The organism is Desemzia incerta (assembly GCF_900115825.1).
GTDB lineage: Bacteria > Bacillota > Bacilli > Lactobacillales > Carnobacteriaceae > Desemzia > Desemzia incerta.
Map to the genome: position 1 here is coordinate 81,659 of NZ_FOXW01000001.1, position 21,614 is coordinate 103,272.

Here is a 21,614-nt window from a genome sequence, read left to right on the forward strand (position 1 = left end):
ATACATCATGAGAATCAATACAAATACAGCAGCAATGAATACTTACTCACGTTTAGGTTCAGCAAACGCAGCAAAAAGTAGCTCATTAGCTAAATTATCTTCAGGACTACGCATCAACAAAGCTGGAGATGATGCAGCAGGATTATCCATTTCAGAAAAAATGAAAAACCAAATCAGCGGATTAACACAAGCTACTCGTAATGCACAAGATGGAATTTCATTAATTCAAACAGCTGAAGGCGCGTTGAATGAGACACACAGTATCCTGAACCGTATGCGTGATTTATCTGTCCAAGCAGCAAATGGAACTAATAGTACAGAAGATTTGAAAGCAATTCAGTCTGAAATTACTGAACTTACTAACGAAATAGATAGAATTGCAGGAACAACTGAATTTAATGGTACTAAACTACTGAACGGTGATGCTGATGTTACTCTTCAAATTGGAGCAAACGCAGGTGGACAAGATAAACTAAATATAACCGTTAGAGATATGAGTTCCAACTATCTAGGCCAATCATATGCAGACGACCAAACAACTTCAACAGGAGGAACTCTTCTTTCTGATATTGATGTAACTAACGTAGATGCTGCAGCAGTAGCAGCAAGTGATGGTCCAGATGGAATAGCAGGTAATGCTGATGACGTTGGTGCTAGCCCAGCCACTGGTCCATCAGCTGCAATTGAGGCAATTGATAACGCTATTGCTACTGTATCAGAAGAACGTTCAAAATTAGGAGCAAACCAAAACCGTTTAGATCATACAATCAATAACTTAACAACTACAAAAGAAAATTTAACTGAAGCAAACTCACGTATTCGTGATGTTGATATGGCTGAAGAAATGATGAGCTTTACTAAATCAAACATCCTTTCTCAAGCTTCAACAGCAATGTTGGCTCAAGCTAACCAAATGCCTCAAGGCGTTTTACAATTATTACAATAATTTAGTTAAAAACATGCTAGATAATAAAAAGCCGACTCTAGTCGGCTTTTTATTGATAGTTTGATAAAAAAACTATAATATGGTTAAAATAGGGAAAAGCCATTCTTCTATTTTATCATGGTGGAGGTGTGAGACATGGCAGAAAATCATGCAATTCAAGCAAGTAAGCCAATAACAGCTGTTTCCAATAATGATAAAAAGTCATCTTTTGTTTCTAAAAAAGAACTAGCAGAAGTACAGCTTCAATATGATAAAGTAGAAGAGAACATTTCAGATGAAGAGCTAAAAAAAGTAGTGGATAAAATAAATGATCAAATTCTTGGAGTGAATACACGATTTCAGTATAAAATTCATGAAGGAACAGAAAGAATCATGGTGAAATTAGTTGATACAGAATCGAATGCTGTCATCAAAGAAATTCCACCAGAAAAAATGTTAGACATGATAGCTGAAATATGGAAACGAGTTGGACTTGTAATTGATAATAAAGAATAACGAGGAGATAGATTATGGCAAGTAGTACAAGTATTATGGGAACCTATTCAGGGATTACAATGGATACAATTGATCAATTGATTCAAGCTGAATCAGGAAAGTTGACCCAATACACGAATCAACAGACTGAATTAACTAACGAAAAAAATGCTTGGAAAGATATCAATACACGTTTAGATACATTGTATAAAAAATTTGATGTTCTAAAAGAACCTGGCACGTTTGATTCTAAAACAGTCAGTAATAGTAATGAAAATGCACTTAAAGTAACAGCTGGGACAGATGCTTTTGAAGGGACATATAGTGTTACGGTTAAAAGACTGGCAACGGCAAGTCAATTGACTTCTGGAACTATTGGAAGTACTACAGATGCGTTATCGCTTTCTGGGAAACTAACCTTCACAACTGTAAATACAGAAGATAGTACGGATAGCAAAAACTTTTTTATTGATGTTGAAGACGGGGATAGTTTAAAAGGTATTGTCACCAAAATTAATGAGACTGCTAAAGAAAATAAATCTGGTCTTCAAGCGTCAATTATTGATAATCGTCTTGTATTAACAGATAGTGATATGGGAGCGCGTACGATTGAAATAAAAGATGAAACACAAGGCCAAGATGGTGTTTCATTCACAAGCAAATTAGGTTTAGAAGATGTACAAACAACTCTAGGCCAATCAGCTATGTTAAGCGTAAACGGTATTGAGATTGAGCGGAATTCGAATACTATTACTGACGTAGTGGAAGGACTAACATTTGAATTGACTGGTGTAATTGAGAATAATAAAATCAGTACGATAAAAATAGCAGAAGATACTGAAAAAACAACGAAGGCTATTCAAGAGTTTGTTGATCAATATAATTCAGTGATGTCTTTCATTGATAAACAATTAGATGTTGGAGATCCTTCTGCCGAGGGGAATTCAACCGGAGCATTGACTGGAGACAGTTCTTTAATGAAGTTGCAATCTCAACTACGTTCTTTAATGACCAGTTCAGCTAAAGATTCTAGTCAGCCGATTAAAACTTTATCCGATTTAGGTATAGAAGTGGATCGCTACGGCTCAGCTTCATTAGATACTGCAAAACTAAAAGAAGCTCTATCAGAGGATTCCAATGATGTTCAAGCTTTCTTTTTTCGAGAAGAATCTACATTAGTAACTAACCCCGATGGAATTGAAACAAGAGAAGTACAACAAGTTGGATTGTCTCAACAAATGACAACTTTTATTAACGAGTATATCGGCGAAAAAACGGGTATTATTATAACTAAATCAGAAACAATTGATAATATGATGAAAAATTTAGATGAGCAAATCACTAAGTTTAATGAACGGTTAGAAAGTAAACGCGAACGCTACATAACGCAGTTTACAGCTTTAGATGTTGCTATGATGGAAGCTGAATCACAATTAAACTACCTAATGAGCCAAGTTGGATCTACTACTCAACAAGCTTAATTATAAAAAACTGCACGGAAGATGAGAAGGGATAGTATAATATGACAAATCAACAATCTAATCGTTTAGAAATATTGAATCAACTATCCCAAGGTTTACAGAAGTGGGATGGGAGCAGTGAACAGGCTAATGAGATTGTTGCAAATAATCATACTTTACTAGCAGAGCTGAAAAAAGTAGATAGTATGCTGCATCGACAAGGCAATGGAAGCTATACAAAAGAAGAACAAGATCAAGTTGCAACTATTGTTGAGAGCCAACAATCTTTATTGACTGTTATCAAAAAAGACCGCGCAGCTATACTAGATAAAATGAAGCAAATGAACCAAAAGAATAAAGTTGTGGATAACTATTATACCTCTTTTCAACAGCCTATTTTTGTGGATAGAGGAATGTAACTCGTAACTTGTGGAAGAACATACATAAGGAGAATAGAATCATGATGCAACAACGTAATGCTCAAAATGTTTACAAACAAAACCAAATATTGAATGCTAGTCCGAAAAAGTTAGTTGTCTTATTGTATGATGGATGTATCAAAAATATGAAATTAGCTGAACTAAGTATTGCAGAGAATAAATTGGATCAAGCGAATACAGCCTTAATAAAAGCTCAAGACATTATTGCAGAATTGGCAGGGACTTTGAACAAAGATCAAGGTGGTCAAATTGCTCAAGATTTAAGTGATATATACGAGTATCTTATGACGAAATTGATCGAAGCAAACAGAACAAAAGATGTTGCAATTATTCAAAAGAACCGAGAAATGATGGAAGAGCTGCGCGAGGCTTGGGCAGAAATTTAAGTGAATAAAAAAGTTGAAATTTAGACAATTTTAAATAATTGAATAGGATACCAAAAACCATCCTGCTTTGTTAGGATGGTTTCTTTGCTGTACCAATGAAAAGTACGGCTTTTCACAATACCTCGAATAAGATAATAACTAAATGTTACAAAAAATGTCAAAAAATTACTTTGATTTACAAAGGAATTACAAAAAACTCGTTGTCAAACAATTTGCTTTAACATATACTTTATCTTGCCGAGAGGTTTTGTCATAAAAGAGAAATTATACATAAAATGTATGTTATTTAATTAAATGCATAAATATAAATATTGTAATATAATAAACTTTTCTTCTTTAATAATGCGTGTTTTTATATGTATTAACTATTCATTTAAATAACTGTTTTGAATACAAAAAGAATATTTATTCATATTTTAAAAAGTTATTTTCTTTACTTAGTAAAAAGGAAGTTTATGTGAAAGTCTTTTCAATGGTGTAAGAGGAAACTGTAGAATTATAAAAAATGCATAAACCTAGTATATAAAAGACAAGGAGTGAAATTAGTGGATCAAACATTTGGATTAATTAAAAATGCGTTAAACGCCGCTGAGTTGCGACAAGAAATGATTTCCAGCAATATTGCTAACGTTAATACAAACGGCTATAAAGTTAATAAAGTGGAATTTGAAAGCTTGTTGAATAGTGCATCTAATGGCTTTTCTTTAATGAAAACAGATGATCAGCATTTCGGTATTGCAGATTTGACTGATGTACAACCCATCGTAAGCAAACGAACAAACACTTCTATCAAAGACAACGGGAATAATGTAGACATCGAAGTGGAAATGATGGATCAATCAGAAAATAGTTTGTATTACAATGCACTGGTCGCTCAGTTGAATACCAAATATTCTATGCTGAACAGTGTCATCACTAAATAAAGCAATTTGGCAATAGGAGGAAGAACAAATGTCTATTTTTGATTCAATGCGTATCAACAGCAGCGGTCTGAGTTTAGAACGATTAAAGCTCGATACGATTTCAAGCAATATTGCGAACGTGAACACGACACGTACCGAAGAAGGCGGACCTTATCAAAAGAAAACTGTGGTCTTTGAAGAAAGTTTGATGCAAAAGACGTCTGACTTGGCTGGGAGCATCAATCAAAAAAGTTTTGGTGTCCGAGCAACAGGGATTGAAGCTAGTGACGAGATCGTCATCGAGTACAACCCAACTCATCCAGACGCAGATGAATTTGGCTACGTCAATAAATCGAACGTCAATATGACTGATGAAATGGTTGAGATGATGAATACCATTCGTACTTATGAGGCGAACGTAACAGCTACAAATGCTAGTAAAAATATGTTGAGTAAAGCTTTAGAGATTTCAGCACGATAGGGTGACAATAAAATTAACGTTTCGTTTTGCGTACACTACAGTAGAACGAAATGAGGATAAGCATAAGGGAGTAGGACAATGAACATAGAATCAATGTACAACAGTTTACTGAATGGTATTTCAACAACAGGTGGTTTAGAGAACGCAACTCAATCAGTGACAACGAATGCCGCTGATGCTCCATCTTTTGATAATTTGCTTAGTGAATCAATGGAGCAATTAAATCACCAGCAAGTAGCATCCAATGAAGCTATTACAGGATTGATCACTGGTGATGTGGATAACTTACATAACGTTATGATTCAAGCGACTGAAGCTCAGCTTTCTTTAGAATTAGCCATTCAAGTACGTAATAAGGCAATTGAAGCGTATAACGATGTCAAAAACATGCAATTCTAGAAAAAGTTGAGGAGATTACGTTTAAATGGATAACATAAAGCAAGCATGGGGGAAAGTCCAAGGCGGATGGCAAGCGTTAGATAAGAGCAAAAAGACTCAGTTAGTTATGATTCTTATTGCGATTGTTCTAGTCGTCGGGGGTCTTACATATATTACAAAGAAAGTAGATTACAGCGTGTTGTTTTCAGAAATGGAAGCTTCTGACGCTGGATTGATCGTGGATGATTTGGAAGCTCAAGGAGTAGCGTACAAATTAGAAGACAATGGAACAACGATCTTGATCGACTCTTCTTTAGTGGATAAATACCGTATCGAGTTGGCGATGAACGATATGGTACCAGAAAACTCAATTGGTTTTGAGATTTTCGACACATCAAGCATGATGGCTACAGATGAAGACCGAAATATCATGTATCAAAGAGCTGTATCGGGTGAATTGGAACGAGCAATCAGTACGTTAGACACGGTAAAGAGCGCAAAAGTCATTTTATCGATGCCGGAAGACAGTGTATTTGTTGATCAAGAGAACAGAGCAGAAGCTTCTGCTTCAGTCGTGATCACACCAAGAAAAGCCGATATCTCTCCTGCAGAAGTCCAAGGGATCGCATCTTTAATGGCTGGAGCAGTAGATAACCTGCCGCAAGAGAATATTAAGATCGTGGATAACAATGGGAACCTTCTTAGCAGCGCTATAGGCGACGAAAGTATCAATTCTGCTACTCTGAAAAATCAATACCGAGATATTGAAGCAAGTTATGAAAAAGATATGGAACAAAAGCTGATTGAAACGTTAGGACCGATTTACGGAATGAACAATTTGACCGTATCTGTCAGCGTAGCAATGAATTTTGATGCAGTTGAAGAAGAAGCTGTTCAATATGATGCTTATGGGAATGGCCCAGTTGTCCGCAGCGAAAGCGTACAAGCCAACGGATCGAATATGACAACTGAAGAAACAGGCGGCAACGACAATATCAGTAACGTCATCGTGGAAGGCGAAGCCGAAGATGGTTCGAGCTACAACCGAACAGTGAACAATGAAATTGATACAACGACTACCCATACCATAAAAGCTCCAGGAACAGTTACATCACTGTCAGCTTCTATTGTATATAACGGTAATTTGAATTTAGATCAATCAGCGCAAATTGGGGAAATTGCTCAAATGACTATTGGAGCTGATCAAGACAGCATTGTTATTCAAGGAATACCGTTTGCAACGGATGATGCTAATGAAGATGCGCCGATTATTGGATCAGATTTCCAAGAAGAATTGATAAAAGCCTTCAAGAACAATTGGCCTTATGCTGCTGGCGGAATCGGATTGATCATTTTATTGACATTAATGATGCGTATCCTGAAGAAGAGAAGAGCAGCGGATGATGAATTTGATGATCTTTATGACGAAGTAGAAGAAGAACCGATTCAATCTGTCGTGAAAGATGACATCCAAGCGGCTCTTGCTCGAAAAGCAGCTCAACAAGCGGCTGAAAAAGAAGAAGCTGATCTGAAATTGCAATTAAATAAAACAATGAGTGAAAAAGAAAATAAAGTCAAAACGATGGCCGAACAGAACCCAGAAATGGCAGCCGATTTGATTAAAATCTGGATGAAGGAAGAGTAGCGGATGGATACAACGACAGACGGATTAAAAAAAGCAGCAATTTTGATGATTACGTTAGGTTCTGAAGCCTCTTCAAAAATCATGAAGATGCTGCCGGACAATATCATTCAAAAAATCAGTTATGAGATAGCCAATATAGACTATGTTAAACCTGAAGAACGCGATACGATCGTTAACGAGTTTATTGAAATGCAGCAAGCTCGAGAATACATCATTGACGGCGGAATCGATTATGCGAAAAGTTTATTGAATAAAGCGTTAGGGCCTCAACGCGCAAAAGAAGTGATCGACATGTTGAATCAAATTCAATTGCGCGAGCGTCCATTTGATATAGCTCGTAAAGCAGACTTGCAGCAATTGACCAACTTATTATTGGGAGAACAGCCGCAAACTGTGGCGTTGATTTTATGTTACATGCAGCCTGAAAAAGCTGCAGCTGTGTTAGCTGAATTTCCGATTGAACAGCAATCTGAAATTGCTGAACGAATCGGTACGATCAGTCACACATCACCGACGATTATTACAAAAATAGAAAAAGTGATCGAGAATAAATTCTCCAACTATGTGGAAAACAAAACTGAAGCAGTGGGCGGAGTTCAAACATTAGTAGAGATCTTGAATTCAGTAGGCAGAGGTACAGAGAAGAATATTATGCAAGTGTTGGAAGAAAGACAGCCTGATTTGGCGGATGAAGTGAAAGCGAACTTGTTTACTTTCGAAGACATCATTACATTGGAACGTTCCGATGTTCAAAAAGTGTTGCGTGACGTTAACAAAGATGATCTATTGTTGGCACTTAAAGGTGTCGGCGAAGACATTAAAGACTTTGTTTACAGCAACTTGTCTAACCGTCAAGTAGAAACTATGAAAGAAGATATGCAGTTCTTAGGACCTGCTCGTTTGTCCCAAGTTGAAGAAGCGCAACAGAAAGTTGTGGCTACTATCCGCAAATTGGATGAACAAGGCGAAATTTATTTGAGAAGAGGAGAAAGTGATGTCATTATTTCATAATGTGATAAAGGCAGAGCAAGCCTCAAGCGAAGAGCAGTTTGCAGAGATCACTACGAATTTTGTAGTGAAGAAAAAAGAGACAGCTTTTGTTGCAGGCTCAAAAGAAGAGGAAGCCATCCAATCGAAAGCTGAGCTACTTTTGAAAGAAGCCGAACAAGAAAAAATACGATTGCTGGAAGAGGCATCCTTTGAAGCTGAAAAGATCAAAGAAGCTGCTCAGCAATCGGGATTTGAAGAAGGTACACAAAAAGGGTACGCAGAAGGCTATAAAGCTGGGTTTGAAAAAGCGATGCAAGAAGGCCAAAATGAAGCAGTAATCTTGATCCAACATGCTCATGCAATGGTTCAAGAAGCAGAAGAAAAACTGGCAGAATATTACAGCGAAAAGCAAGACCAATTGATTCAATTAGCGGCGACGATGGCTGAAGCAATCGTCCATCAGACGATTGATGCTTCTTCTGACCAAGTGTTGGAATTAGTAAAACCTTTATTGATGCGAATGAACAAAACGGAGAAGCTGATCACGGTGACTGTGCGTCCAGAACAAGAAGAATTGGTGCAAGAAAAATTAGCTTTATTAGAACAAAAATATGTAGAAGTTCGTTTTATCGTGCTGACTGATCACACACTGGAAAAAAATGGGTGTGTGATCGAGACAGCTCACAATATTACTGATTTGCAGATTGGTAAGCAGCTTAAAAAAATGGTTCAAGAAATGAAGTCGATGGAGTGAGGATAACGTGATAGAAATTCCTTTTGAAAAGTACACAGCCTCCATAAAAAAGAATACATATTACTTAAAAATGGGAAAAGTCAGCCAAGTTACCGGAATCATCATCAAAGTTGAGGGTCTGGATGCTTTCGTTGGAGAAGTCTGCGAGATCTTGATCAAATCCAGCGGCAAAGTTGCGCTGAGTGAAGTAGTAGGATTTGTTGATGAAACAGTCTTATTGATGCCGCTTGATGAAGTGGAAGGTATTGGACCAGGTTGTCTGGTTCGTCCAACCGGAACGACATTGAAAATCGAGATCAGCGAGCAGTTGTTGGGAACGACGATGGATGGTTTAGGCCGTCCAATGTATCAAGATATTGAAATCAATGGAGAACATTTCAATGTCAATCAAAGTGCGCCTAACCCTTTTACACGGATGAAGATCAAAGATGTGATCTCAACAGGAATCAAAGCGATTGATGGCTTACTGACAGTTGGCGAAGGCCAGCGGGTCGGGATATTCGCTGGTTCCGGGGTTGGGAAAAGTACGTTGCTGGGCATGATCGCTCGTTATTGTGAAGCGGATATCATCGTTATCGGATTGATCGGTGAGCGTGGACGTGAGGTCTTAGAATTTATTGAAAAAGATCTTGGTCCAGAAGGGTATAAGAAATCAGTAGTCGTTTGTGCGACTTCTGATATGCCGCCTTTAGTTCGGTTGAAAGGTGCTTCAGTTGCTACGGCGATCGCAGAATATTTCAGGAAGCAAGGCAAAAAAGTCGTCTTGATGATGGATTCGGTGACACGTGTAGCGATGGCGCAGCGGGAGATCGGTTTAGCTACTGGCGAACCGCCGACATCTAAAGGGTATACTCCTTCGGTATTCACGACACTGCCAAAATTACTCGAGCGAAGCGGAATGTCCGATAAAGGTTCTATTACTGCTTTTTATACGGTGTTGGTTGAAGGGGACGATATGAACGAGCCTATCGCTGATACGGTTCGAGGAATCTTAGATGGACATATCGTCTTGTCTCGGAAGATCGCTTCTGAAAATCATTACCCGGCAATCGATGTCCAAAGCAGTATCAGTCGTTTGATGAAAGACATTACTGAGGAAAAGCATTATCAATTGTCAGGGAAGTTAAAAGAAAACCTTGCAGTTTATGCAGAATCAAAAGATTTGATTGATGTAGGAGCTTATCGTCAAGGCAGTAACCCTTTAGTAGATAGGGCGATTCAACTGAATCGTCCGATCAAAGATTTCTTGAAACAAAATGTCGATGAACCTTCAAGCTTTGAGGAAACGAAGGAAGCCTTGACGCAATTGTTCCAAGGAGTTTAAGAAACAAGTCAGCGAGAGAAAAAGAGGTGCGATAATTGGCAAGTCAAACATTTTCAATGGAAAAGATATTGGATTGGCGCTCAGATCTTGAAGAAACAGCGAAAAGAAAAGTAGCTCAAGTCCAAGTAAAACTAGACGCGCAACAAGCTGTGCTGGAGGATCTGATCAGAGAAAATATCAAAGTCAAAAACGATCGCTTAAAGATCAATAAGATCAATGATATGAGACACCAACAACTCTATAAAGCGTTGTTGGATGAAAAAATCATTCATCAAAAAAATCAATTAGATTTGACGCAAAAAGAACTGGAAGCGGCTCAAGCTGAATTGCTTGAGGCTCATAAAGATAGAAAAGTCATGGAAAAGTTGAAAGAAAAAGAATTGTGGACGACTGCTGAACTAATCAAGAAAGAAGAACAGCAGCAATTAGATGAGATAGCAACATTGAGTTTCGGCCGAGTTCTTTATTAGGAAGCCTTTAAACTATTTGAAAGGAGGTGATACCTATGCAAGCGACGCAATCCATACCAGCTTTACATACACAATCAGGAAGTCTGCCTGATTCCACTACTCCAGTAGATGCGATTGAATTTACTGCTCAATTAACAGAATCGATGCAAAAAAATGGGCAGCAATCAGCAAATCAAGCTGAAAGTAAACATGGTTTACAGACGGAGGTCTCTGAAAATGAGATGGACCAAGAAGCAGAACTGGCAGATTCTTTGGAAGAACAAGTTGACCCTAATGTAGCGGCGTTCTTTTACCAGCCATTGAAGATGGCTGAACAACAACTGACTGCTCAACTGGAACCTGCTTTAGAAACAGGAGAAGTTGCTTCAGTTTCTCAGGAATCAAAAGTCATTTCTTCTAAGGAACTTTCTTTTGACTATCCAACAGACATCGCTCTGGAAAGTAAAAGAGTGGGACTAGATGATGCTAACGGACAATCCATTGAGCCAAGGGAAGTACACTTGCCAACAAGTGAAGACAAACTAGCAGCTCAACCAGCAGTTGTTGATGATTCACTAGGTGATAAAATAACTCAAGCCACAGTCGTTTCTCAAAACAATGAAGGAGTGTTTAAAACACAAGCTCAAACTTTGAAAAAAGATGCTGCTAACTCAACCTTTATGAATGCTGAAAATACCGTTATTGATTTAGTTTCAACGAACAAGTTGGAGAATAACTTTCTATCTGCAATGGGTTTAAACACAGAAAATACTGTGTTGCCAGAATTTGAACAAGTGATCGAACAGGTCATGTTTGAACAGATAACAGAAGAAGTATCTACTGGTCAAGATGATTTGGACATCCAATCTCAACTGAGGATGAAAGTTTCTGGATCCTTTACAGATCAGTTAACTGCAGTACCTACACAGACAGCAAACCCGCAAAAAGAGATAGCTTTGCCGGTAATGTTGACGAGCGAGAGCAGCAGTAAGAATCAACAAGTCTTAACTCAGGCGATAAGTGAGGTCATTTTTGATCAAAGCGCTGGGTTGAAAGAAGGACAACAGACAACAGCACGATTAAGTCTGTCTCCAGAATCATTGGGAAACATGAAGATTGAGATCCAAATACGAGAACAGCAACTGTATACAAAGATCGTCGTAGAAAGTACGGAAACAAAAGAATTGATGGACAACAGCATGAAGCAATTGACAGCTAGTTTAGCGCAGAAAAACATTCATTTGCAAGAAATGACTGTTCAGATCAATTTGCCGCAAGCAACCGATTTTTCATTTGCCGGCAGTTCGCAGCATGAAGCTGGAAATCAAGATCACGCTGTTCCAAGCAGATTTACAGAATCTACGGACAATAATACAGACTCAACAGTTGTAGAAGAGGAAACCGCTGATTCAACAGGGCGTCTGAGTATTTTGGCGTGAAAGGGAGAATAAAATGGATATTCCAACAAATTTTACTATCGGTTCTACTGAAAGCATCAGAGGATCGAAACAAAAAACAAATGCTGAATTAAGTTCAGAAGACTTTTTGAAAATCATGGCTGCTTCAATCAGCAACCCTCCTATTTCATCTGGAGAAGGCGGCGGCAGTAATGATGGAGGAAGCGGAGATTACATTTCTCAAATCGTTCAGTTCAATATGGTAGATCAATTGACTGCTTTAACAGAAACGGTAACCACGAACATGCTGATGATGCAGCAGCAACAAGGATTAGATATGTTGGGTAAAGAAGTGAAAGTTCTGGATGAAACCACTTTTGTCACTGGAACGGTCGAAAAAGTCCGTTACACAGAAGGTTACGCAACGCTTCAAATCAATGGGAAAGAATATGCTTTAAATGATGTAGTAGAAGTAGGTGTCAAAGCAAATGAACCTAAGAATTGATGGAACTCCATCACCGGCTAATGTACAGACTAAAACTACTGTAAATCCTAAAATCGATCGCACATTCAGCACTTTTTTAACCGATGCAGCGGCGCAAGCAGACAACACAAAAGAAGTGAAGATCTCACGTCATGCACAAAAAAGGTTGGAGGAAAGAGGTCTGCAGCTGGAAAGCAATGATATGCAGACACTGGAATCAGCGTTTGATGAATTGAATCAAAAAGGTTCCAGAGACTCGCTGATATTTTTTAAAGATATGGCATTGATTGCCAGCATCGACAACCGAACGATTATTACAGCACAAAAAACAAGCGAAATGAGAACAGTTACCAACATAGACAGCGCAATACATATTTGATGATAAACTGGCTGGACCTAACGGAAGCCAAGACCCATGGACTGATAGAAGTGGGTACAACTGAATGGAGGAAATTAACATGTTAAAATCACTATACTCTGGCGTTACAGGAATGAAAAGTCAACAAACGAAAATGGACGTTATTTCAAATAACATCGCAAACGTAAGTACCACAGGATTTAAAGCAGGCCGTGTGCGCTTTGAAGATATGATCAGCCAAACGAATGCAAATGCTCAAGAAGGAATCAACGCACAACAAGTAGGTCTGGGGGTACAAACCGGATCGATCGATACGATCATGACAGGCGGATCACTGCAAACTACTGGTAGAGCTCTAGATTTCGGAATCGAAAACGGCGACAGCTCATTCTTCACCGTTAGTGGAAATGACGGAGTGGAAATTTCATATACACGTGATGGCGGATTTTATACGGACGCTAACGGCAACTTAGTGACTTCAAGCGGATTGAATGTAATGGGATATGCAGCGACAGAAAATGGTTCTGGGATAGTTGAATCAGGTAATCCAGTTGAATTAGTATCTTTAGAAATTTCAGCTACTCGTACAGTTGGGGGAAATACATTTAACTTGCAAAGCTACACTGTAGACAATACGGGATTGATCAGAGGAACTTACAGTGATGGAAATTCTTATGTTCTTGGACAAATGGCTTTGACAAGCTTTTCTAACCCAGATGGATTGGAAAAAGCCGGCAGCAACTTGTACGTGTCGACAGCAAACTCTGGAACTGCAACAGTAGGCAAGCCCGGGGATGCTGGATATGGAAAAGTTCAATCTGGTTTCTTAGAAATGTCAAACGTTGACTTAGCAAATGAGTTTACCGAAATGATCGTTACAAACCGTGCTTACCAAGCAAACTCAAGAAGTATCACGACTTCTGACCAAATGTTGGAAGAATTGATCAACCTGAAACGTTAAGAATAAATAGGTAAACATACTGCTTAATGGGACTTTCAGTTCCATTAAGCAAGTTTCGAAGAGAGAAGCGGGGTAAGTAGAATGATTGCTTTAACTTCAGTTTCAGGTAAAGAATTTTATTTGAACTGCGATTTGATTTACAAAATGGAACACACTTTTGATACGATCATTACTTTAGTAGATGGAAAAACAATCAGAGTGGTTGATCCTGAAGAAGATATTATTGAAAAAATCATTGCCTTTAAACGTAAAATCTATACTCAATTACCAGAGGGTGAGGAGAAATAATGAAAAAAAATATGGTTCCTTTAATCGGTATAGCCTTAGGGATCGGGTTGTTGGTATGGTCTATAACGTCAGGCGGTCCTATTGCTGCTTTTATAGACGCTCCTTCACTTGTCATTACACTAGGCGGTTCATTTAGTGCGCTATTAGTTAGTTTTCCTTTAACCGATTTAAAGAAAATACCAAATGTGTTGAAACAATTACTATTACAATCAGACATCAAAGAAGAAGAGCTGATTGCTACTGTCGTAGATATTTCTAAAAAGACCAGAAGTCAAGGGATACTAGCCATCGAGAATGACATCAAAGAGCTGGACAATGAAATGTTGGTGTATGGTTTAGAAATGGTTGTAGATGGATCTGATCCAGAAGATATTCGAGAAATTATGGAGATCAAAGCAGAAAATATTGAGAAAAGACATAGTGTCGGACAAAATATTTTTAATAAATGGGGAGAACTTGCTCCCGGATTTGGTATGTTGGGAACATTGATCGGATTGATCATCATGTTGGGACAATTAACAGATCCTAGTACTATTGGTTCGGGGATGGCGACAGCATTGATCACAACCTTCTACGGAAGTTTGCTGGCCAATATGATCTTCTTACCAATAGCAACGAATTTAAAAATTCAAACGGAAGCAGAAATGCAATTATGCGAAATGGCTATTGAAGGAGTATTGTCTATCCAAGCTGGTCAGAATCCGCGCGTCATTGAGCAAAAATTAAGAAGTTACTTGCCTGCCTCCAATAGTGAGCTTGACTCTGATGCAGTCGAAGCTGATTTGACAAAGGAAAGAAATTATGGCTAGAAAACGGAAAACAACATTTATAGAAAGTAGCGGCTCTCCAGGGTGGATGACAACCTTCTCCGATTTGATGACGCTATTGTTAACCTTCTTTATTCTATTATTCTCTATGTCTAGTGTGGTTGAATCGAAGTTTGATCAGGCCTCTGCGTCTATGTCATTAGCTTTTACAGGTCAAGATGGATTACTGCCTGAAGAGACAACGGTGGTTCCGACTAATAATGGAGATGTAGAAGAAATCGAGGGTGTCGAAACAACAGGGGAAGAAATCCCGCCAGAATTAGTCGAAATGTATAAAGAAATGGAAAAAGAATTGAAAGAACAAGGAATGGAAGGGAATATTAGTATCAAAATCGATTCTGAAGGAATTTATTTGGATATCAAAGATTCTATTCTTTTCACATCAGGCAGTGCAGATATAGTAGGATCGGGTAAAGAGACATTAGATAATTTGGCAGAACTGATCAACCAAGTTCCTAATGAAGTGATCATCGAGGGGTACACAGATAATGTTCCAATGAGTAATGCACAATACGCAAGCAATTGGGAATTATCTACTTCGAGAGCAGTTTCTGTTTTAAGATATCTTAGCGAAGAAAAACAAGTTGATCCAACTCGATTATCAGCTCGCGGTTATGGAGAGTACCAACCAATCGCTCCCAATGATACAGCAAAAAACAGAGCAGAAAATAGACGAGTAAACATTGTCATATTATATGAAGAATTTAAGGAGGAAAGTTGATGGAAAATGCAACTCCTGAATCAAAAAATAAGTTGAAACCAGTTTTGATCGTAGTCATCATTTTACTACTGTTGACGGTCGGAACACTTGTAGGTATTGGTTTCAGTACAGGAAAAATTCAAGAAGTAACGGCAACAGTTTTTGACTCAAGCGAAGAAACTACCGTGCCTTTAGAGCAGTTCTTGGTTAATTTAACTCCTGGAGAGAACAACAAAGATCAATACTTGCAAATTGAATTATCGATTCACAGTTCGCAAAAAGATGCCGAAGCCACTATCACAGAAAAAACGGCTCAAGTAAGAGATGCCGTTATTGCTGTATTAAGAAACAAAACAAGTGATTCACTGTATACTGCTTCAGAAGACGGCGAATTGGTGATCAAAAGTGAATTAAAAACGAAAATCAACCAAGAGATTGGATCAGATTTAGTCAATGAAGTATACATAACCAACATCGTCACACAATAGATGAAGAAAATGAGGAGTTAAAGAATGGGTTTTGGAACAGGGCTTGAATATGTGTTGAAAAGCGTTCTCGCATTAATAGTAATCATCTTTTTAGCCAATAAACTATTGGGTTATATGAATACCATAATGAATAAGCAAACAAAGGCGATCCGTATTATTGAACGGATGCCGGTCAATAAAAATTCGTCTATATGTATTGTTGAAATATTGGGAAGCTATTATTTGATGAGTTTTACAGAAGGACGAAATGAGATCTTAAAAGAATTCACCGAAGATGAGAGCCAAGCAATCATAGCGATGAGAAAAGAAAAAGAACTTTCTGCCGGACAAAGCTCATTAGATACGGAACAATTTAAAGAGATCTACACAAAAATTCAAGAAAAAATTCAAACTTATACTGAAAAGAGGAACTAAACGTGTTGAAAAAAGTCTTGCTTGTCATGGGCGGAATAATAGGATTGTTTGGGTTTCCCCAACAAGTAGGAGCAACAGAAATCATGGACACTATCACTTCTGCTCTTGATAGTGGAGCAGGAGAAAATGCTGAAACAGTTCAATTGTTTTTATTGCTTACCCTGTTAAGCTTTGGAACAGCCTTCTTGGTTTTAACGACAGCTTTCACACGAATCATTGTGGTGTTGTCTTTTACTAGAAGTTCATTAGGAACACAGCAGAATCCGCCCAATATTGTCATCATGGGATTGGCGATCTTTCTGACTTTCTTCGTTATGCGTCCTGTGACAGATGAGATCATGGAAGATGCGATCAATCCGTATTTGAATGAAGAAATCACTACGGAAGTGGCGATAGAAAGAGCAGAAGGACCTTTAAAAGAATTTATGGCTGCTCAAACGCGTGAAAAAGATATTCAATTATTTTTAGATATTTCTGGAGAAGAGAAACCGGAAAACTTAGAGAATTTATCAATGACGGTTTTGACACCAGCGTTTGCGATCAGTGAATTGCGGACGGCTTTCAGCATCGGATTTTTGATTTTCATTCCATTTTTGGTCATCGATATGGTCGTCGCAAGTATCTTGATGTCCATGGGGATGTTCATGCTGTCACCAGTCATGATTTCATTGCCGTTTAAATTATTATTGTTTGTATTAGTAGATGGTTGGTATTTAGTAGTAGAATCCCTTGTTTCAGGATTTCAGTAGAGGTGAAAAATGAAAGTAGAACAAGCATTAGACATTGTGCGCGAAGCTTTTTTCGCTATCATTCAAGTAGCAGGACCAACATTAGCTATTGCCTTGATTATAGGATTGGTGATCAGTATTTTACAAGCCACTACTCAATTACAAGAGCAGACATTGAGTTTCGTGCCTAAAATATTAGCCGTCATTGCCTCTTTGATCATATTCGGTAATTTCATGCTGAATGTAATGATTGAATTTACTGAAAAAATCTTTGAAACTATTGCGAGTCTATGATGGATAACGCCTTACTAACAGAATTGAACGGAGCTTTATTGATCTTGATGCGAGTGTCTGCATTTATCTTGATCTGTCCTGGATTTTCTTTTACAGGTCTGCCTAACTTAGTCAAAGTGGTTTTGTCAGCAGGAATATCAATTGGTGTTTATTCTGTTGTGCCGAGTGTTACGACTATTGATGGTGTAGTTGAATTTTTCTTTATCGGATTAAAAGAAGTTCTAGTCGGTTTTGCCATTGGTTACATTTGTCAATTGTTTTTCTCAGCAGTCGAAATGGCTGGTAAGCTGATCGACTTTCAAGTCGGATTTTCAATGAGTGAAGTGTATGATCCCAGTCTAGGAATCAGCGTTTCCAATTATGGGAAAATCTTTTACTGGATCTCGATGTGTATTTTCTTTTTTACGGATCTGCATCATGCAGTCATCAAGACTCTGGTAAAATCATTCAGTTATTTACCGTTAGACAGCACTGATTTAGGTTCTTTTGGAACGGAAGGTATTGTAACCTTATTCGGAATGATTTTTGAGCTGGCACTGAATTTAGCATTGCCACTCATGCTGACGTCATTGATTGCTGAAGTGGTATTAGGGTTGATTTCCAGAACGGTTCCGCAGATCAACGTATTGATTTTAGGAATGCCGCTGAAAGTATTAGTCAGTTTGTTGATGACATTAGTGGTTTTGACACCGATGACAGAAAGTATTAAAGATATTATGCCGATGATGGTGAAATACATGAATGAATTCATGCGTTCATTACCTGGTTAAAGAGAGGTGATTGATCATGCAAGATAAAGACAGTAAAACAGAAAAAGCCAGCCCCAAGCGAATAAAAGACGCTCGAAAAAAAGGGGATATCGCTAAAAGCAGCGATTTGACTTCGGCGATTTCTTTTACAGTGTTTGCCTTGATGACAACCTCCCTTGGCTGGTATGTATTTGAGAGAAGCTTTGCTTACTTGAAAGGCTTCTTGGCAAGTGGACTAACGATGGGAAGCCAGTTGGGTACAGAAGAATTAAGAAATAACCTAGCCAGTATCGGAGTTCAATCGATCATTATGCTGTTTACTATTGCGGCTCCTTTTTTATTGATTGCCTTTTTTGTTTCTTTATTGGCAGCTGGATTACAGACTAGGTTCTTATTTTCAAAAGAACCGATTAAAATGAGCTTGAAAAAGATTAATCCTGTCAGTGGTTTTAAGAATATGTTCAGTAAAAAAGCTGCTTTCACTTTAGTAAAAACCATTTTTAAGTTGGTTCTTGTGTTTTTGGTAACGTACAATGCATTGACAGATTCTATTGACGTAATCGTGAATTTAGGTAAGTTGGGCACTGAAAAAATATTTAGTACTCTTTTGGAATTGATCAAAACAGTGGGCACGAATTTGGCTGTACTGTTAATGATTTTGGGAATCGCTGATTATGTGTATGAACGCTATGAGTTCAGCCAAAAGATGAAGATGACGAAACAAGAAGTCAAGGATGAGTACAAAGAAAGTGAAGGAGATCCGCAAGTTAAATCTCAACGGAAACAACTTCACCGTCAAATGATTAACGGCAATATGAGAGATGTGGAGACAGCGGCAGTTGTCATCACCAACCCGACTCATTTGGCGATCGCGATCCGGTATGAAAAAGGAAAAGATGAAGTGCCTATCGTAGTCGTAAAAGGAGCAGATCTGATTGCAGAGAAAATTCGAGAACGAGCTCGAGAACACGATGTTCCAATTGTAGAGAACAAACCGATAGCGAGAAATTTGTACAAAAATATCCAAGTGGGACAACCCATACCGGTAGATCTTTACCAAGCGGTTGCTGAGATCATGGCGTTAGTTTACCAAATGGAAGAAATGAAAAAAGACAAGATTTAATCTGGTATGAAACGAATACTATCAGAGTCAGACGAAGGAGATCATGTAATGATAAGTGCTTTAAACGAGAGAATAGAAAAGTTTAGTCGTTTTTCTGATATAGGAATTGCTGTTTTGGTGGTCGGGATCTTAGCCATGATCATTATCCCCTTACCAGCACCTATACTGGATTTTATGTTGGCTGTAAATATTTCTTTGTCATTGATTATTTTACTGCTGACGTTATTTACAAAAACGGTTCTAGAATTTTCTACTTTTCCTACTTTATTATTGGTCACAACGATGTTCGGTTTGGCGCTGAATATTTCGTCTACCCGTTTGATATTGACACAAGGAAATGCCGGACAAATGATCGAGACGTTTGGGAACTTTGTAGCTGGGAATAATTTTATTGTTGGAGCGGTTATTTTTATCATTATCATTCTTGTTAATATGATGGTCGTGACAAGCGGGTCTGGACGTGTGTCGGAAGTGTCTGCTCGTTTTACATTAGACGCTATGCCGGGGAAACAGATGTCTATTGATGCCGATATGAATGCTGGTTTGATTACAGAAGCTCAAGCAAAGAAACGACGTAAAGATTTAGAACGGGAAACGCAATTTTTTGGAGCGATGGATGGAGCCAGTAAGTTCGTTAAAGGGAACGCTATTGCAGGTATCATTATTACCTTGATCAATTTGATCGGAGGAATCCTGATTTTTTCTCTGCAACAAGGAATGGGAATGATGGAAGCTTTGGACCATTTTGGGAAATTGACGATCGGAGACGGTTTAGTGAGTCAAGTTCCTTCATTGATGGTATCTGTTGCATCCGGTATTTTAGTGACTCGTTCTGGAAGCCAAACGGGTTTCGGAAGCTCATTAAGCGGAGAATTATTCGGCAATGCTAAAGTTATCAAAATCGCAGCTGGAGTTTTACTGCTGTTTGCTATTGTACCAGGTATGCCGACAATACCATTCTTATTGATCGGGTTAATTGCTTTTGCAGCTGGTTATTTGATTGACGAGAACGAAAAAGCCAAATTGAATCAAGAAAAGGATACTGAAATAAAAGAAGCAGCGGCTCAACGGACGGAGAATGAAAAAGTCCAAGAAGAATCGATCACGGCTTTCCAAGTAGACCCAATCTCGATCGAAATTGGATATGGTTTGATTCCATTGGCGGATGAACGTCAAGACAGCAACTTAACGAGTCAAATCCCTGCCATACGTCGTCAGTGTGCTCAAGAAATGGGGATCTTACTAAACCCGATTCGTATTCGAGACAATCTGCAATTAGCGCCAAATGATTACGTCATTAAGATCAAAGGGAATGAAGTTGCACAAGGAAGTTTGTATTTAGATAAATTCTTGATTATTGATCCAGGAGAGTCTACGTTTGAATTCAATGGAATTCCAGCTAAAGAACCTTCATTTGGTTTAGATGCTATGTGGATCGATGAAAGCGATCGAGACATGGCAGATATCAAAGGCTACACCGTTGTAGATCCGTTGACCGTATTGATCACTCATTTGAAAGAGACGATTACACAACACAGTTTCGAATTATTAGGCAGACAAGAAGTGAAACAATTATTCGAAGGTATCAAAGAAAAATATAGTGTGGTCATTGATGAACTGATCCCAGATATTTTACGCTTGGGAGAAGTACAAAAAGTGCTTCAAAGTCTATTGAAAGAACATATTCCGATCAATGATTTAGTCACTATTTTGGAAACATTGGCAGACTACGGAAATACAACAAAAGATACAGAAGTGCTGACAGAGTATGTGCGGCAAGCGTTGAAGAGAACGATCGTGAAACCTCACTTAGATCAAAATGGTGTGCTGCATGTAGTAACGCTTCATCCAGATTTGGAAGAACGAATCAGCCAAAGCACACGAAAATCTACAGCAGGATCTATACCGGCTCTTCAGCCAAATGAGATCACGAATTTCTTTGACAACTTGACGTATTCCAATAATCAATTGGACAGTCATGGGATTCCTCATGTGTTGTTGGCGTCGCCTAAGATTCGTCCAGCAGTCAGAAATTTATTGGCTTTCAATTTCCCGGACTTGCCGATCTTGTCTCTAAACGAAGTGCCGAATGATATTCCAATTGAAACACAAGGTATGATTGAAACATGACATCACTAATGATACACCCAAATAAAATGGCTAGGAGGAAGGGC

Annotated in this window: 27 protein-coding genes; all 27 read left to right on the forward strand. The window is 38.4% G+C overall.

Going from position 1 to position 21,614, the window contains the following annotated elements; translation table 11 throughout:
* The first annotated feature begins 7 nt into the window (after positions 1–7).
* The 27 genes from BM137_RS00385 to flhA all read left to right on the forward strand — a co-directional run bounded on the left by BM137_RS00385 (position 8) and on the right by flhA (position 21,570).
* On the forward strand, positions 8–946 hold the full coding sequence (locus BM137_RS00385; protein WP_092479061.1) for a flagellin N-terminal helical domain-containing protein: 939 nt from the start codon (positions 8–10) through the stop codon (positions 944–946).
* Between the two features lie 135 nt (positions 947–1,081).
* Positions 1,082–1,441, forward strand: a complete 360-nt coding sequence (locus BM137_RS00390) for a flagellar protein FlaG (RefSeq protein ID WP_092479064.1) — start codon at positions 1,082–1,084, stop codon at positions 1,439–1,441.
* 14 nt (positions 1,442–1,455) lie between these two features.
* Entirely contained in the window at positions 1,456–2,901 is a 1,446-nt protein-coding gene (gene fliD / locus BM137_RS00395) for a flagellar filament capping protein FliD (protein ID WP_092479066.1), read from the forward strand.
* Positions 2,902–2,942: 41 nt separating this feature from the next.
* The gene (locus BM137_RS00400; RefSeq protein ID WP_092479068.1) at positions 2,943–3,299 is read left to right on the forward strand and encodes a hypothetical protein; all 357 of its coding nucleotides are present in this window, start codon (positions 2,943–2,945) and stop codon (positions 3,297–3,299) included.
* Positions 3,300–3,340: 41 nt separating this feature from the next.
* On the forward strand, positions 3,341–3,706 hold the full coding sequence (fliS, locus tag BM137_RS00405; protein ID WP_244887614.1) for a flagellar export chaperone FliS: 366 nt from the start codon (positions 3,341–3,343) through the stop codon (positions 3,704–3,706).
* A gap of 545 nt (positions 3,707–4,251) precedes the next feature.
* A complete protein-coding gene (gene flgB, locus BM137_RS00410; RefSeq protein WP_092479070.1) occupies positions 4,252–4,629 on the forward strand; it encodes a flagellar basal body rod protein FlgB in 378 nt (125 codons plus the stop codon).
* Between the two features lie 28 nt (positions 4,630–4,657).
* Positions 4,658–5,089 (forward strand): flagellar basal body rod protein FlgC, encoded by a 432-nt coding sequence (flgC, locus tag BM137_RS00415; RefSeq protein WP_092479072.1) that lies wholly within the window; start codon positions 4,658–4,660, stop codon positions 5,087–5,089.
* 78 nt (positions 5,090–5,167) lie between these two features.
* The gene (gene fliE, locus BM137_RS00420) at positions 5,168–5,488 is read left to right on the forward strand and encodes a flagellar hook-basal body complex protein FliE (protein ID WP_092479073.1); all 321 of its coding nucleotides are present in this window, start codon (positions 5,168–5,170) and stop codon (positions 5,486–5,488) included.
* A 25-nt stretch (positions 5,489–5,513) separates the two neighbouring features.
* Positions 5,514–7,112, forward strand: a complete 1,599-nt coding sequence (fliF, locus tag BM137_RS00425) for a flagellar basal-body MS-ring/collar protein FliF (RefSeq protein ID WP_092479075.1) — start codon at positions 5,514–5,516, stop codon at positions 7,110–7,112.
* Positions 7,113–7,115: 3 nt separating this feature from the next.
* Positions 7,116–8,123 carry a flagellar motor switch protein FliG gene (fliG, locus tag BM137_RS00430; RefSeq protein ID WP_092479077.1) on the forward strand — a complete coding sequence of 336 codons (1,008 nt, stop codon included), beginning with the start codon at positions 7,116–7,118 and terminating at the stop codon, positions 8,121–8,123.
* Positions 8,107–8,856 (forward strand): FliH/SctL family protein, encoded by a 750-nt coding sequence (locus BM137_RS00435; protein ID WP_092479079.1) that lies wholly within the window; start codon positions 8,107–8,109, stop codon positions 8,854–8,856. The genes fliG and BM137_RS00435 overlap by 17 nt, the downstream gene beginning before the upstream one ends.
* Before the next feature lie 7 nt (positions 8,857–8,863).
* Entirely contained in the window at positions 8,864–10,180 is a 1,317-nt protein-coding gene (fliI, locus tag BM137_RS00440; protein WP_092479081.1) for a flagellar protein export ATPase FliI, read from the forward strand.
* A gap of 35 nt (positions 10,181–10,215) precedes the next feature.
* Positions 10,216–10,650, forward strand: a complete 435-nt coding sequence (gene fliJ, locus BM137_RS00445) for a flagellar export protein FliJ (RefSeq protein ID WP_244887615.1) — start codon at positions 10,216–10,218, stop codon at positions 10,648–10,650.
* 35 nt (positions 10,651–10,685) lie between these two features.
* The gene (locus tag BM137_RS00450; protein ID WP_092479083.1) at positions 10,686–12,068 is read left to right on the forward strand and encodes a flagellar hook-length control protein FliK; all 1,383 of its coding nucleotides are present in this window, start codon (positions 10,686–10,688) and stop codon (positions 12,066–12,068) included.
* A 13-nt stretch (positions 12,069–12,081) separates the two neighbouring features.
* A complete protein-coding gene (locus BM137_RS00455; protein ID WP_092479085.1) occupies positions 12,082–12,531 on the forward strand; it encodes a flagellar hook assembly protein in 450 nt (149 codons plus the stop codon).
* The gene (locus BM137_RS00460) at positions 12,515–12,889 is read left to right on the forward strand and encodes a flagellar biosynthesis protein (protein WP_092479087.1); all 375 of its coding nucleotides are present in this window, start codon (positions 12,515–12,517) and stop codon (positions 12,887–12,889) included. Before BM137_RS00455 ends, BM137_RS00460 begins: the two co-directional genes overlap by 17 nt.
* 79 nt (positions 12,890–12,968) lie before the next feature.
* Entirely contained in the window at positions 12,969–13,829 is an 861-nt protein-coding gene (locus tag BM137_RS00465) for a flagellar hook-basal body complex protein (protein WP_092479089.1), read from the forward strand.
* An 81-nt stretch (positions 13,830–13,910) separates the two neighbouring features.
* Positions 13,911–14,117 (forward strand): flagellar FlbD family protein, encoded by a 207-nt coding sequence (locus BM137_RS00470; RefSeq protein ID WP_092479090.1) that lies wholly within the window; start codon positions 13,911–13,913, stop codon positions 14,115–14,117.
* Positions 14,117–14,926 carry a motility protein A gene (locus BM137_RS00475; RefSeq protein ID WP_092479092.1) on the forward strand — a complete coding sequence of 270 codons (810 nt, stop codon included), beginning with the start codon at positions 14,117–14,119 and terminating at the stop codon, positions 14,924–14,926. The genes BM137_RS00470 and BM137_RS00475 overlap by 1 nt, the downstream gene beginning before the upstream one ends.
* On the forward strand, positions 14,919–15,665 hold the full coding sequence (locus tag BM137_RS00480) for an OmpA family protein (RefSeq protein WP_092479093.1): 747 nt from the start codon (positions 14,919–14,921) through the stop codon (positions 15,663–15,665). Before BM137_RS00475 ends, BM137_RS00480 begins: the two co-directional genes overlap by 8 nt.
* Positions 15,665–16,132, forward strand: coding sequence for a flagellar basal body-associated FliL family protein (locus BM137_RS00485; protein ID WP_092479095.1), 468 nt, complete (start codon positions 15,665–15,667; stop codon positions 16,130–16,132). Before BM137_RS00480 ends, BM137_RS00485 begins: the two co-directional genes overlap by 1 nt.
* A 24-nt stretch (positions 16,133–16,156) precedes the next feature.
* A complete protein-coding gene (locus BM137_RS00490) occupies positions 16,157–16,546 on the forward strand; it encodes a flagellar biosynthetic protein FliO (RefSeq protein ID WP_092479098.1) in 390 nt (129 codons plus the stop codon).
* Between the two features lie 26 nt (positions 16,547–16,572).
* Complete coding sequence (fliP, locus tag BM137_RS00495; RefSeq protein WP_092479599.1) at positions 16,573–17,295, forward strand: flagellar type III secretion system pore protein FliP; 723 nt, start codon at positions 16,573–16,575, stop codon at positions 17,293–17,295.
* A 9-nt stretch (positions 17,296–17,304) separates the two neighbouring features.
* Positions 17,305–17,568: a flagellar biosynthesis protein FliQ gene (gene fliQ, locus BM137_RS00500; RefSeq protein WP_092479099.1), complete on the forward strand. Its 264-nt coding sequence runs from the start codon at positions 17,305–17,307 to the stop codon at positions 17,566–17,568.
* Positions 17,568–18,338 (forward strand): flagellar biosynthetic protein FliR, encoded by a 771-nt coding sequence (gene fliR / locus BM137_RS00505; RefSeq protein ID WP_092479101.1) that lies wholly within the window; start codon positions 17,568–17,570, stop codon positions 18,336–18,338. Before fliQ ends, fliR begins: the two co-directional genes overlap by 1 nt.
* Positions 18,339–18,354: 16 nt before the next feature.
* Complete coding sequence (gene flhB, locus BM137_RS00510; RefSeq protein ID WP_092479103.1) at positions 18,355–19,440, forward strand: flagellar biosynthesis protein FlhB; 1,086 nt, start codon at positions 18,355–18,357, stop codon at positions 19,438–19,440.
* A 48-nt stretch (positions 19,441–19,488) separates the two neighbouring features.
* Complete coding sequence (gene flhA / locus BM137_RS00515) at positions 19,489–21,570, forward strand: flagellar biosynthesis protein FlhA (protein ID WP_092479105.1); 2,082 nt, start codon at positions 19,489–19,491, stop codon at positions 21,568–21,570.
* The last annotated feature ends 44 nt before the right edge of the window (positions 21,571–21,614 follow it).

Bases quoted from the DNA above. Each gene is read 5' to 3' on its own strand.
- BM137_RS00490 (WP_092479098.1), top strand. From the start codon at position 16,157: ATGGGTTTTGGAACAGGGCTTGAATATGTGTTGAAAAGCGTTCTCGCA.
- BM137_RS00450 (WP_092479083.1), top strand. From the start codon at position 10,686: ATGCAAGCGACGCAATCCATACCAGCTTTACATACACAATCAGGAAGT.
- BM137_RS00485 (WP_092479095.1), top strand. From the start codon at position 15,665: ATGGAAAATGCAACTCCTGAATCAAAAAATAAGTTGAAACCAGTTTTG.
- BM137_RS00475 (WP_092479092.1), top strand. From the start codon at position 14,117: ATGAAAAAAAATATGGTTCCTTTAATCGGTATAGCCTTAGGGATCGGG.
- flhA (WP_092479105.1), top strand. From the start codon at position 19,489: ATGATAAGTGCTTTAAACGAGAGAATAGAAAAGTTTAGTCGTTTTTCT.
- fliR (WP_092479101.1), top strand. From the start codon at position 17,568: ATGGATAACGCCTTACTAACAGAATTGAACGGAGCTTTATTGATCTTG.
- BM137_RS00385 (WP_092479061.1), top strand. From the start codon at position 8: ATGAGAATCAATACAAATACAGCAGCAATGAATACTTACTCACGTTTA.
- BM137_RS00480 (WP_092479093.1), top strand. From the start codon at position 14,919: ATGGCTAGAAAACGGAAAACAACATTTATAGAAAGTAGCGGCTCTCCA.
- BM137_RS00400 (WP_092479068.1), top strand. From the start codon at position 2,943: ATGACAAATCAACAATCTAATCGTTTAGAAATATTGAATCAACTATCC.
- BM137_RS00470 (WP_092479090.1), top strand. From the start codon at position 13,911: ATGATTGCTTTAACTTCAGTTTCAGGTAAAGAATTTTATTTGAACTGC.
- fliE (WP_092479073.1), top strand. From the start codon at position 5,168: ATGAACATAGAATCAATGTACAACAGTTTACTGAATGGTATTTCAACA.
- BM137_RS00390 (WP_092479064.1), top strand. From the start codon at position 1,082: ATGGCAGAAAATCATGCAATTCAAGCAAGTAAGCCAATAACAGCTGTT.
- flgC (WP_092479072.1), top strand. From the start codon at position 4,658: ATGTCTATTTTTGATTCAATGCGTATCAACAGCAGCGGTCTGAGTTTA.
- BM137_RS00460 (WP_092479087.1), top strand. From the start codon at position 12,515: ATGAACCTAAGAATTGATGGAACTCCATCACCGGCTAATGTACAGACT.
- fliS (WP_244887614.1), top strand. From the start codon at position 3,341: ATGATGCAACAACGTAATGCTCAAAATGTTTACAAACAAAACCAAATA.
- flhB (WP_092479103.1), top strand. From the start codon at position 18,355: ATGCAAGATAAAGACAGTAAAACAGAAAAAGCCAGCCCCAAGCGAATA.
- BM137_RS00465 (WP_092479089.1), top strand. From the start codon at position 12,969: ATGTTAAAATCACTATACTCTGGCGTTACAGGAATGAAAAGTCAACAA.
- fliG (WP_092479077.1), top strand. From the start codon at position 7,116: ATGGATACAACGACAGACGGATTAAAAAAAGCAGCAATTTTGATGATT.
- BM137_RS00455 (WP_092479085.1), top strand. From the start codon at position 12,082: ATGGATATTCCAACAAATTTTACTATCGGTTCTACTGAAAGCATCAGA.
- BM137_RS00435 (WP_092479079.1), top strand. From the start codon at position 8,107: ATGTCATTATTTCATAATGTGATAAAGGCAGAGCAAGCCTCAAGCGAA.
- fliD (WP_092479066.1), top strand. From the start codon at position 1,456: ATGGCAAGTAGTACAAGTATTATGGGAACCTATTCAGGGATTACAATG.
- fliQ (WP_092479099.1), top strand. From the start codon at position 17,305: ATGAAAGTAGAACAAGCATTAGACATTGTGCGCGAAGCTTTTTTCGCT.
- fliP (WP_092479599.1), top strand. From the start codon at position 16,573: ATGGGCGGAATAATAGGATTGTTTGGGTTTCCCCAACAAGTAGGAGCA.
- fliF (WP_092479075.1), top strand. From the start codon at position 5,514: ATGGATAACATAAAGCAAGCATGGGGGAAAGTCCAAGGCGGATGGCAA.